General features: G+C 36.8%; 9 protein-coding genes. 4 read left to right on the top strand and 5 right to left on the bottom strand.

Annotation, left to right across the window (positions count from 1 at the left end; all coding sequences use genetic code 11):
* Positions 1-178 precede the first annotated feature (178 nt).
* Positions 179-985 carry a hypothetical protein gene (locus LUA86_RS15650; protein ID WP_231464398.1) on the top strand — a complete coding sequence of 269 codons (807 nt, stop codon included), beginning with the start codon at positions 179-181 and terminating at the stop codon, positions 983-985.
* A gap of 6 nt (positions 986-991) precedes the next feature.
* On the opposite strand, the gene LUA86_RS15655 is transcribed toward LUA86_RS15650, so the two are convergent.
* The 5 genes from LUA86_RS15655 to LUA86_RS15675 all read right to left on the bottom strand — a co-directional run bounded on the left by LUA86_RS15655 (position 992) and on the right by LUA86_RS15675 (position 8170).
* Positions 992-2191: an MFS transporter gene (locus tag LUA86_RS15655; protein WP_231464400.1), complete on the bottom strand. Its 1200-nt coding sequence runs from the start codon at positions 2189-2191 to the stop codon at positions 992-994.
* Positions 2192-2336: 145 nt separating this feature from the next.
* Complete coding sequence (locus tag LUA86_RS15660) at positions 2337-3857, bottom strand: choice-of-anchor I family protein (protein ID WP_231464402.1); 1521 nt, start codon at positions 3855-3857, stop codon at positions 2337-2339.
* 407 nt (positions 3858-4264) lie between these two features.
* Positions 4265-5671 carry a dihydrolipoyl dehydrogenase gene (lpdA, locus tag LUA86_RS15665; protein ID WP_231464404.1) on the bottom strand — a complete coding sequence of 469 codons (1407 nt, stop codon included), beginning with the start codon at positions 5669-5671 and terminating at the stop codon, positions 4265-4267.
* A 216-nt stretch (positions 5672-5887) separates the two neighbouring features.
* A complete protein-coding gene (locus tag LUA86_RS15670) occupies positions 5888-7051 on the bottom strand; it encodes an esterase-like activity of phytase family protein (protein WP_231464406.1) in 1164 nt (387 codons plus the stop codon).
* 258 nt (positions 7052-7309) lie between these two features.
* On the bottom strand, positions 7310-8170 hold the full coding sequence (locus LUA86_RS15675; RefSeq protein WP_231464407.1) for a DUF6515 family protein: 861 nt from the start codon (positions 8168-8170) through the stop codon (positions 7310-7312).
* Positions 8171-8367: 197 nt separating this feature from the next.
* Here LUA86_RS15675 and LUA86_RS15680 point away from each other — a divergent pair, with 197 nt between their 5' ends.
* The 3 genes from LUA86_RS15680 (at position 8368) to LUA86_RS15690 (ending at position 12858) form a co-directional block, all read left to right on the top strand.
* Positions 8368-10236 (top strand): CocE/NonD family hydrolase, encoded by a 1869-nt coding sequence (locus LUA86_RS15680; protein WP_231464409.1) that lies wholly within the window; start codon positions 8368-8370, stop codon positions 10234-10236.
* A 124-nt stretch (positions 10237-10360) separates the two neighbouring features.
* Complete coding sequence (locus LUA86_RS15685) at positions 10361-12013, top strand: M1 family metallopeptidase (RefSeq protein ID WP_231464412.1); 1653 nt, start codon at positions 10361-10363, stop codon at positions 12011-12013.
* Between the two features lie 116 nt (positions 12014-12129).
* Positions 12130-12858, top strand: a complete 729-nt coding sequence (locus tag LUA86_RS15690) for a head GIN domain-containing protein (protein WP_231464414.1) — start codon at positions 12130-12132, stop codon at positions 12856-12858.
* The last annotated feature ends 15 nt before the right edge of the window (positions 12859-12873 follow it).

A 12873-nucleotide genomic window follows, 5' to 3' on the forward strand; every position in this document is an offset into this window, starting at 1 on the left:
AATCTCTACCTACGGCAGTCAGGCGTTTAATTGGTTACAAATGCTTTCCCTAATTGCCTGGACGGACATCGTTTTTGCAATTTTAAAAGGATATCGCTTGCATCCCGTTTAATAACCTAATGCAGTGCAATAATGCCAAACGCCAAACAAAATATTATTTCAGTTTGTATATTAGCTTATGCTTAAAATCATCCTTAGCGCAATACTATTAAATATCGCCATATTCGTTTCCGCTCAACATCCCCCAGTTTTTGAAGCCATGACAATGGATTCTTCATCGTTTCAGCTTTACGACATAAAAATCGATCTGGTAAAATATACTTACAAGCCGAACGGAATTAAATTTTTGGTGGTGCACGATAATGAAGATACTGGTGTTAAAGCTGGATTTGATTACATTAGGTGGAACGGCGGAGAACTAATCGATAGTCAATACGGCGGTGTAAGAGATTATAATTTCATTTACATGGATGATGAATATCGTATAGATCCGAATGCCATCTATACAGAACGAGGCATAAATACCAGATTAAAAAAAGATGCCTTTAGTTCAAACGAAGTTGAAAAAGCTTTAAACGACGCTGGTAAAAAAATCCTCGATTTTTATAATCCTAAAGAAACCGGTTATATTTTAACCTTACACAATAATGCTGATGGTGGTTTCGGAATTTCATCTTATTTACCGGGTTACGATTTATCAAGCACCGCAGATTCAGTTTATCTGAATGCAGAAATGGATGGTGATGATTTACTTTATGTTACCGATTTAAAATTGTTTAACAGTTTGAAAAAGGCAAACGTAAATGTTATCCTTCAATCTAAATACGGAGAAAATGATGGCTCGCTTTCGGTTTATGCCCAATTAAATAATATTCCGTACATAAATGTTGAAGTGCAACACGGCCACATAGAGGAAAATCTGCGATTAATCGAAATCGCAATAGCCGCTTTAAAAGAACACAATATGATAAAGAAGAAAGAGTAATGCCTATTAAACCATCGCTCTGATTTTGCCTACGATAAAACTTACCAATAAGCCGAAAATACCAATTACAGCATAAGAATATTGCAAACTCGAAAGCGCCGAGATGTAGCCAATTAATGGTGGCCCCATCAAGAAACCTAAATAACTTACGCTAGAAACCATTGCAATTGCTATACCCGGCGAAACCTTTCCGTTTTTCCCGGCAACGCTATAAACTGTTGGAACAATACTTGAAACGCCAATTCCAACCAACATAAAACCAATAGTTGCAGGGATAACATAAGGTAGAAAAACCGATAAAAACATCCCGGAAGAAATAATTAGCCCGCTGATTTGTATTGTTCTTTTTCGCCCAAGTTTTTCGATAATTTTATCACCAACAAAACGTCCTGTAGCCATCATAATCATAAAAGATGCATAGCCAAGAATCACTAACGAAGTTGGTGCCTTAACAATTTCTTTAAAATAAACGCCGCTCCAATCAAACATAGCGCCTTCAGTTGCCATACTACAAAAACCTATAATTCCAAGTTGCAATAGTGAGCCTTCGGGCATGGTAAATAATTTAGGCTTACGCTCGCTTTTCGAGCCTTTACCCGGAACCAGATATTTATAATTTAAAAATATATTTAGCCAGATTAATATGGTGATTATCCAAAAATGATGGTAAGGCGCAATATGTAAATTTACCATCAACAAGCCCACCAACGCTCCGGTAAAGCCGGCAATACTCCAGGCACCGTGAAATGAAGTCATTATTGGGCGACCGAATAATTTTTCTGCTTCTGAACCTTGTGTATTAACGGCAATATTGCACATATTACCAATTACCCCAAATAGAAATAAGAAGACCGCCAAATGCCATGGTGCAGTTGCAAGCCCCAAATTTGACAGCGCAATAACGTAAAGCGGTGCATTAATGGTTAATATTTTTTTACTTCCGTATTTGGTAACTAACCTGCCAGAAATTGGCATGGTAACCAGCTGACCAAGCGGCAGTGCCAATAAAATACTACCCAAAGCACCATCTGATAAATTTAAAGTGTATTTAATATCAGGAATACGGCTTGCCCAAGAAGCGAAAGCAATCCCCTGTCCGAAATAAAACAATGATACTGCTAAGCGAATTCGATTTGGAGTATTTTGCTGAACAGGTTTATTATCTGTTTGATTATGTACTTCCTGATTTAAGTTCAACTCTTCCAAAACTCGATATTAATAATGATGGGTAATTTTGATGACAAAGATCATTAAATCAAACGGTAATAGAAAGATGTTTTTAACATTTATAAATAATTATTAAACTAAAAAACCCGCTACTCGGCGGGTTTTTAGTTTAACTATGAAAATTTTATATTTTATTCGGCTGAAAAAACTTTACTGTTCCATCGCCTTCACTTGCTACAACTAATAAACTCCTGCCATTCGGGCTATCTTTCGGTTTAACAAATAATAAACCTTCGGGTGCATCGCCAGAAGCAAATAATTGTACAAATTTTGGTGCTGTTGGTGTTGTAACATCATAAACTGCAATCATATCTGCCCGTTCCAAACCAATAAAGGCTAAAGTTTTGCCGTTAACCTGTGCTACAGTTACGCCTTCAACTTCTACACCCTTATTATCAGAACGTGTATCATCATATTTACCTGCATCAATAACACGTTGCTCTAAATCTTTACCCACATTTGCAATCAATGCACCAGTATTTGCATTTATTATAGTCATACTTCTTCCACCTGTTGCATATAACTCATCGTAATCACCATCACCATCTGTATCTCCATAAGCTTTTGTAACGGTTAATCTGCCAAGATTCCCATCCAACTGAAGCGTTGCTGCGGTTGGGAATTTTGTCGGGTCCAGCTTTAAACTCTTCACTCTTGCTTCCTCATCATAACCTTTCCAGGCTCTGGTATCACCTTCATTCGCTAAAGCCAAATAGTTGTTTCCTTCTGTAGTAAAATATGAAATCGCATCTGGCAGATAAAAAGCCTTTATTGGCCAGGTTCCCAGTGCTATTTTATTATCTAAATCACTTACATCAAAAGCATTTTCAGCAAGGCTGATGTCTCTTGTACCTAATGGATTAATCTTGGTAATTGTTCCGGATATAATATCAACTTCTGCAACTCCATTATTTTCCTGTAGCGTAACGTATGCTTTTTTAGAGTCAGCACTTATGGCAATATATTCGGGTTCAATGTCCTGAGCAAACGTTGCTTTTGGTCCGTAAATTCTGAAACCACCAGCCACCAAAGCCGCCTTTTGCGATTCGAATGAAGAAAAATCTAAAGTTTTAACTGAGTAGTTATCTTTGATATTGATAATTGAAATGCTTCCATTCGGGTCAACTGTGTAAGCGTCGTTTGGCTCACCTTCATTGGCAGATAAAATATAATTTCCATCCGGACTAAATGTAACCATATCTGGCATTGCACCAACTGTTATTTTTTTAATTTCTGATAAATCTGATGTTTTTAAAACCACTATGTCGCCATTACCTTGCTTGTCTGCACCATCCAAAGCTATTGCCAATAAACCATTGCTAACAGCAACACTATTTATACCGGCATTGCTGGCAAATGTTAAAGTTCTTGTTTTAGCTACCGTTGGATAATTCGTTAAGTCTACAACTTCAACTTTAGCACCACCTTCGTTACTTACTACAAATAGTTTTTTGGTAGATGGGTCGTAGGCAGAGATTTCTGCTGATGTTTCTCCACCTAAATCAATTGAGGCAGTTTCTTTAAAGCTTGATATATCTTCGGCAACAATTGGCTCTTTTTCTTCAATTGGGTCTGAAGTTTTTTTGCAGGCAGTTAATGCCATTGCAGCCAGCATTAAGGCTACAAAAAGTTTTTTACAGTTCATGGTTTATTTTACTTATCTAAACCGCAAAAATAAATTCGCAACTTGCTGTTTTATAGACTTACAATGTTATCTTTTGGTTAAGGAATGATAAACACTTTTACCGTAAGCTGAAGCAGAGTGCATGAAATTACAAACAGGATAGGCAAAAGCACAATTTGGCTTTGGGTTTTGAACAAGGGATAGCAGTGGAAATCTCCAGATTTATCGTGAATAGGAACGGAGAGCCCAACCCTTACCCAATATTTCTTCGGGATTGGGGCATGCCCAGAATATTTTTAACCATTTGCTAAAGCAGAGGGCAATGAGTGGTTTAAATTCTAAATAACAAAAATAAAAAAGCCGATAATTTCTTATCGGCTATTACTTTTGGCTTGCGAAAACACAAACCAAGGCGTATCAGTACTTTATTAAATATGTATAGCTCTGTTATCAGTTGCAGCTAAGGCAGCTTCTTTTAATGCTTCTGTATAAGTTGGATGCGCATGGCAAGTACGGGCAATATCTTCGGCAGATGCACGGAATTCCATTGCAATAACTGCTTCAGCAATCATATCCGCAGCACGTGGACCAATCATGTGTACACCTAAAACTTCATCAGTTGCAGCATCAGCTAAAACTTTAATAAAACCATCGGTATCCATGCTCGCTTTTGCACGTCCGCTGGCTTTAAATGGGAACGAACCTGCTTTATATTTTGTGCCTTTTTCTTTCAACTGTTCTTCTGTTAAACCAACTGAAGCAACCTCAGGCCAAGTGTACACAACACCCGGAATTAAGTTGTAATTAATGTGAGGTTTTTGTCCGGCAATGGTTTCTGCAACATAAGTTCCTTCATCTTCTGCCTTGTGCGCCAACATTGCACCGGTAATTACATCGCCAATGGCATAAACACCTTTAACTGAAGTTTCTAAATGCTCATTTACAGGGATTTTTTTGCCACGTTCTTCAATTGTAATGCCGATTTTATCTAAACCTAAACCTTCTGTATATGCAGTACGGCCAACCGCAACGATGCAATAATCTGCCTCTAAAGAAATGCTTTCGCCTTTTGGAGTTTCGGCAGTTACTGTAACAACTTTACCTTTTGTGGTAGCGCCCGTAACTTTGTGTCCCATGTAAAATTCCATGCCTAAAGATTTCTTTAACACACGTTGAAGTTCTTTGCCTAAACCCGCATCCATTGTACTAATGATAGATGGTAAAAACTCTACAACAGAAACTTTAGTGCCCAAACGAGCATAAACTGAACCCAACTCTAAACCGATAACCCCACCACCAATTACAACCATTGTTTTTGGAACCTCTTTGATGTTTAAAGCTTCAGTTGAAGTAATGATGCGTTTTTTATCGATTGGTAAAAACGGTAAAGCTGTAGGTTTAGAACCTGTAGCAATAATTACGTTTTTAGCCGTTAAGGTTTCGGTAGAACCATCTTCTTTAGTGATTAAAACGGTGTTCTTATCAACAAAAGAACCTAAGCCTTCGTAAGTATCGATTTTATTTTTTTTGAATAAATAAGTGATACCAGCAGTATTTTGAGAAACAACGTCATCTTTACGGGCGATCATTTGTTTCATATCAACTTTTAAATCTTTTAGGTTGATACCGTGAGTTGTAAAAGTATGAGCAGCGTTATGGTAATGCTCTGAAGAATCTAACAAAGCTTTAGATGGGATACAGCCTACGTTTAAGCAAGTACCTCCAAAAGTTTTGTATTTTTCAATAACGGCAGTTTTTAAACCTAATTGAGCACAACGGATTGCACCCACATAACCACCCGGCCCTGAACCGATAACAACGACATCGTATTGCATAATTTCTTTAAAATTTTGATTGCCCAAAGGTAGGGAAAAAAGGCGCAAGCACAAAGCCTTATGCGTTTTGAGAATGGAGTTTTTAGCCTAAACCGGCAAGTTTACAATAATGTGTTTGCCCATGGCAAGTAATAGCAAAAGCTATAACATTAAAAAGCTGAATACTGCATTTTAAAAGAGAGGAAAAATAATTAGACTAAGCTGCAACAATAGCCATTAAGGCAGCACCTCAAACAGGAAAAATTGCTGAGTTTGAATTTTGGAAAAGTTATTGTCTACGCAGAAAATTAAAGTTTTATGTCCGTTCGGTAAATTTGGTCCAAAAGTTACACCTTCAAAATTATCAATGTGTTTATCTATGGTATCAAAATCAAATAGAAGTTTCTTTTTTAAGATTTTGGGTGGATTTTTTACGAACGATTCATTTTTTATCACATTTTCTGCACTATTCAAATCTACCAGATACAACTTGATGTACGTATGGTCGTCGTGCCCTTTTGCCCAGGCCCTTTCCATTACCAGTAAAATATGGTCATTTACCGCCAGAATTTCGGAAATTCCATTCACATTCCAATCACTTTGAACGGTTGGCTCTATCGGTAATTCGCCTAAATTGTAAGCATATTGGGCCGTATTCTTTTTTGTTTTCGTATCGAACTTTAAAATTCGGGTTATTGCGCCACCAAAACCAAACGAAGCCGGTTTCCCATCCTGATACAATGGTTCTTCTAAACTTGCATAAAGTGTTTTGTAATTATCGGCAAAAGTTAAGCCTTCAAAAAGCGCATTTTTACGTGGTCCATTTGCGCCTTTGGTAAAATAAAAACCTTTTGGCAACGGAATGGTATCTAAAAATTTTCCATCAGAAGAAATAAATGTTAAAGCAGGCTGAATAATTAGTGAGTCTCCATTTTTAAATAACCTTTCGCCTTCGTTGCTCCAAATCAATTGATTATTAATAGGATTAAAACGAACCGATTCGCCATCTGCTTTAAGATTTTTTACCGTTCCATATTTTGGATATTCTTGCCCATCTTCCTGATGAATGGGAATAATTCCATTTATTTCTACAGTATCAATTTTATTATTCTGGATTTTGATATTGCCTGTGTAAATCCGGGCAGGGCTGAATTGACTTGGATCATCACTAATGAAGAAATAACGGTTATTTTTTGCATCATAGTCTATGCCCGATAAACCACCAACTGCAGTTCCTTTAAATTGCGCATCAACAGGTAAAGCATAATCATCTAAAAACTTAAGCGCTGAAATAGAAGTTTCTTTATTCTTTTCGGTTGCGTAACGATTAGTTGAGCAAGAAGTTAAAAGCCCGATTAAAATAATATAAAGGAGGGAGATTTTAGCTGATAATATTCTCAAAAGATTTTGTTTTGAAGCAAAAATATAGTTTTTAGCTAAATAAAAAGAAGCTGTATCAAAAACAGAAATTGATAGATTTTAAAGAAGTAATTTTAGAAGTTTCGTCATTCCCGCGAAGGCGGGAATCTTAAAGCACAACAATGTACAATATAATATGCATTACGATGCCCAGTCAAGCTGAGCATGACGTCAATCGAAATATTATTCATTTAACTATAAAAATCAATTCTGATACAGCTTATAAACCGTCATCATTAATTAATCCAACTTCCCAATTACACGGTAGCTGGTTTTATTACCATCAATAACCTCTTCGTAATAAACATCATCAGGAGAAACAAAATATTTATCATTTTTAATAATAACTTCTCTGCATCCATCTGGTAAAACCGAGATGATATCTCCAATTTGATGTGTAACCACCGGCCCATCGGTTGTATTTAGAACGCCATCTTTACCGGCTACAACATACACAGTTTTACCATCTTTATTAGTGCTTTGAGTGTAGTAAACGCCTTTCAATTCGTAATAATCAACACCATCAATCGTTACCAAATTAGCATCCTCAGGCAAGTTTGGAACTTCGGCACCAACTGGTGGCGTAACTACCTGATAATTATTTTCATATTGACGATAAAATAATCCGCCAGAATAATAATATTGGTTTTGACCATAAAAAAACGGGTAATAACCAAATGGTAATACATTTAAACGGAAACCGATGAAGGGCCTGTAAAAATTGTAATATCCATAATTTGGGCGACCGTAAAAGCGGTAACCGGGGCTAAAACGATAGCCCGGGCGATAATTATACCCATTTCTGTAACCATTGTTTAAACGATAACCTGGTCGCTCTGGCCTGCCACCATAGCTATAATTACCACGATTTGGAGCCTGAGAAATTCTATTATTTGATGGCGCTTGCATAGATGGTTGACGGGAAAAGCCACCACCTCTTGATGGACTTACACTACCGGAACGGCCTCCACCGGAAAAACCTCCTCCGCCTGCACTCCCGCCCCTACTTGGCCGTTGGGCCGAAGCACTTTCTACACTAAAAGTTGCAACAATTGCTGCTACAGCAAAAGCAACCAATCCTTTACTTAATAACCTTTTCATTTTATGGTGTTTTATTCAATTATTTATATGACGATGAAAATCTACAAAAGATTATGACTTAAATTAATTTAACTAAATTCTGATAATGGAATGACGGTTTAGCAGCGGGCATTTAACAAACCTTTTACCATGGCTTTTTCCAAATTATTCGGCTAATCTCTATATTTAAAAATTATTCCTAAAAAATCAACTGTTAAATGAACCTTACAAAAATTTTATCTTTTATCGTTTGCTTGCTGCTTTCTAATTCCATAATGGCTCAACAGAGCGATTCTGCTTATGTTATTGCGAACTACACAAAAATAGAGCGACAAATACCTATGCGTGATGGGGTTAAGCTTTTTACTTCGATTTACATACCCAAAAATCAAACCAAAAAATATCCCTTTTTAATAAACAGAACGCCTTACACAGTAGCACCTTATGGTGAAGATAAATATAAACTGAGTTTAGGAAATTTTCCTGCAATGATGCGTGAAGGCTTTATCTTCGTTTATCAGGATGTAAGAGGAAAATGGATGAGCGAGGGTACTTTTGAGGATATTCGTCCGCAGACATTAAAAAAGGGCAAGAAAGATATTGATGAAAGTACCGATACTTACGATACGATTGACTGGCTGGTAAAAAACATCAAAAACAACAATGGAAATGCAGGTATTTATGGCATTTCTTATCCAGGTTTTTATTCTACAACCTCCTTACCCAATGCACACCCGGCACTAAAAGCCGTTTCACCACAAGCACCAGTAACCGATTGGTTTATTGGAGATGATTTTCATCACGGCGGAACTTTGTTTGTAATGGATGCTTTTAGCTTTATGAGCAGCTTTGGGGTTCCTCGCCCAAAACCAATCACACCAGATAAAGGCCCAAAAAGTTTTCAGTTTCCTATCCAGGATAATTACCGTTTTTATTTGGAAGCAGGATCGGTTAAAAATTTAAAAGATAAATATTTTGCAGATAGCATTAAGTTCTGGAATGACTTGGTAAAGCATCCAAATCTGGATACATTTTGGAAAGCAAGGTATATTCTGCCTCATTTAAAAAATGTAAAACCTGCAGTTATGGTTGTAGGTGGTTTCTTTGATGCCGAAGACGCATACGGAACCTTTGCAACTTACAAAGCCATCGAAAAGCAAAATCCAAATACAAATAATATTTTGGTTGCAGGCCCTTGGTTTCATGGTGGTTGGGTACGTAGTGATGGCTCTTCTTTTGGCGATATTAAATTCGAAAAGAAGACAAGCATTGATTACCAGCAACAATTTGAACTGCCTTTCTTTAAACATTACTTAAAAGGAGAAGGTGACTTTAAAGCAGCTGAAGCTAATATTTTTGTTACCGGAAGCAATGAGTGGAAGCAATTTACAAGCTGGCCACCGCAAGAGGTTGAAACGAAAAACCTTTATTTACACCCTAATGGAAAACTGGCTTTTGAAAAAGTAGGCAGAACCGATAGTTGGGACGAATATGTAAGCGACCCTAATAATCCGGTTCCTTATCAGGATGGCATACAAGCAAAACGCACAAGAGAATATATGATTGATGACCAGCGTTTTGCAGCTCGCAGGCCAGATGTAAAAGTATATCAAACCGATGCTTTAAATGAGGACATTACTCTAACCGGTCCGGTTTTAGCAAATCTTGTTGTTTCTACAACCGGAACAGATGCTGATTATGTAGTAAAGTTAATTGATGTTTATCCTGAAAATGAACCAAATCCAATCCCTAACCCAAAAAACATTATGATGGGCGGTTATGAAATGTTGGTTAGAGGTGAAATTTTGAGGGGAAAATATCGCAATAGCTTTGAAAAACCTGAAGCCTTTGTACCCGGCCAAATTACAAAGGTTAATTACGCCTTACCAGATGTGGCACACACTTTTAAAAAAGGACATAAAATTATGATACAAATTCAGAATTCATGGTTCCCCTTGGCAGATAGAAACCCACAAAAATTTATGAACATTTACGAGGCTGAGCCTTCTGATTTCCAGAAAGCCACACATAAAATTTTTCACGATACTTCTAATAGCTCGTACATTTCGGTATCGGTTTTGAAATAGAATATAGGTACAAATTAATCACTAAAACGGTCGTCATTGCAAGGCACGAAGCAATCCAATCTTAATGGGTTTTAATTTGTTTGCGAAATTGCTTCGTGCCTCGTCATGATGTAGAATAAACATAATGAAAAAAATAATCACAATAATTGCCTTCGCTTTATGCCTATCCAGCGTAAAAGCACAAATGCTTGGCAAAAACCAGGAAAATTCTAGAGCAGATAGTTTACGCGGCACATTAACACCGCTTAGAACTTGTTATGATATTAATTTTTACCATTTGGATGTTAAAATAGATATCGACCAAAAATCCGTTTCGGGTAGTAATGAATTTGCATTTACTGCTACGCAGGATTTTACTAAACTTCAATTTGATTTATTCTCGAATTTAAAAGTTGAGCGGGTAGCTTTTAACGGAACAGACCTGAGTTTTACACGAGAATATAATGCTGTATTTATAACTTTTCCTAAGGCGATTAAAAAAGGCAGCAAAGAAAAATTTACCGTGTTTTATTCAGGCAATCCTCGTGTAGCAAAAAAGGCTCCTTGGGATGGAGGCTTCATTTTTAAAAAAGATGCTGACGGCAATCCATTTGTATCTGTAGCTTGCCAGGGCTTAGGTGCAAGTGTTTGGTGGCCCAACAAAGATCACCAAAGCGATGAAGTGGACAGCATGAAAATCAGCATCAGCGTTCCAAAAGATTTACAAGAAATTTCTAACGGAAGATTATTAAACACCGTAGATAAACCAGATGGCTACAAGCAATACAATTGGCTGGTAAGCAATCCAATTAACAACTACGATGTAAGTTTTTACATTGGCAAATACTCACATTGGACGGACAGTTTTGACGGTGAAAACGGAAAGTTAAGTATCGATTACTGGGCTTTAAAAACCGATAGCGCCAAAGCCCGTCCACATTGGGATGCAGATGTAAAACCAATGCTAAAATGCTTTGAGAATTGGTTCGGACCTTATCCCTGGTATAAAGACGGCTATAAACTTGTACAGGCGCCGCACTTAGGTATGGAACATCAAAGCGCAGTTGCCTACGGCAATCAATTTGAAAAAGGATACTTAGGCAGAGATTTAAGCGGCACCGGACATGGACTAAAGTGGGATTTCATCACCATCCACGAAAGCGGACACGAATGGTTTGGGAATAACATTACCTCAAAAGATATAGCTGATATGTGGGTACACGAGGGTTTTACAAATTATTCGGAGGTTTTATTTACAGAATGTACAGAAAATAAAACCGCAGCAAATGAATATGCCATCGGTTTACAAAAAATAATCAAAAATGATGTTCCGGTTATTGGCTCTTATGGTGTTAACAAAGAAGGTTCTGGAGATATGTACCCAAAAGGTGCAAATTTAATTCACACCATCCGCCAGTTGATAAATAACGATGAAAAATTCAGGCAAATTTTGCGTGGATTGAATAAAACTTTTTACCACAAAACGGTTACAACGGCTGAAATTGAAAATTACATCTCTAAACAAAGTGGATTGAAGCTGGCAAAGATTTTTGACCAATACCTACGCCACACTAATATTCCGGTTTTAGAATATAAAATTAACAACAATGTACTTTCTTACCGTTGGATAACAGATGTTAAAGGATTTGACATGCCTGTTAGGGTAACTTTAAAAAATGGAATTTATACTTTAATTAAGCCATCAAACGATTGGAAAACCATAAAAGTTGATAGTAGCGTAAATGCTGATAATTTTAAAAACGATCCGCTTTTTTACATCAAAACAAAAAAAGGATAAATAATTTATCAGCCAGATAAACAAAAAGATTTAAGCTGGTGCAACTTTTAGCAAAAAGGATCGTCTTATTAAGAAAATCCATTAAATCGATGGAATAAAAAACTTAAACCTCAATTATGAAAAAAATATTCGCCCTTGCATTTGCTGCCTTAATAACAGCAACTAGTTTAAACACATTCGCAAAAACTGAAATCACCATTTCAACATCTAAAAAATCTGATGATAGGGATGTAAGAAACTTTAGCGGAATTGCATCCGCCGGACCAATAAATGTGATTATAACTTTAGGCAATACAGAAAGCTGCCGTTTTGAAGGTGATGCTGAAGCCATTACAACCATCATTACCGAAGTTAAAGGCAATATTCTAATTATTCGTCCAGAGAATAGTGTAACAAGCTGGTCTAAAAAATATGAGGATAAAAAAATTACAGCTTATATTACTGCAAAATCTATCAAGAGCTTAACCATGAGCGGTTCTGGAAGTTTAGAAGTTAAGGGAAAAATCTCTACGAATGAATTAACGACAACTTTGAGCGGTTCTGGTAGCATTAAAGCTAATGCCGATGTAGATAATTATAACGGTGTAATTAGTGGCTCAGGCTCTTTGAATATTACCGGAAGTTCTGACAGAGCTAAAATTGTAATCAGCAGCTCTGGTAGCTTCGCTGGCAAAAGCTTCTCTGTAAATGATTTAACTTCAACAATTAGTGGTTCTGGTACAGTTAATATTAATGCCGAAGAAAACATTAGAGCCGTAATTAGCGGTTCGGGGAGTGTAAATTATTCGGGTAATGCACACGTAGATAAAACCATTGTAGGTTCTGGCCGAGTTAGAAAAATATAACCAGTTATAAATTAT

The sequence above is a fragment of the Pedobacter sp. Leaf132 genome (assembly GCF_920984695.1).
GTDB lineage: Bacteria > Bacteroidota > Bacteroidia > Sphingobacteriales > Sphingobacteriaceae > Pedobacter.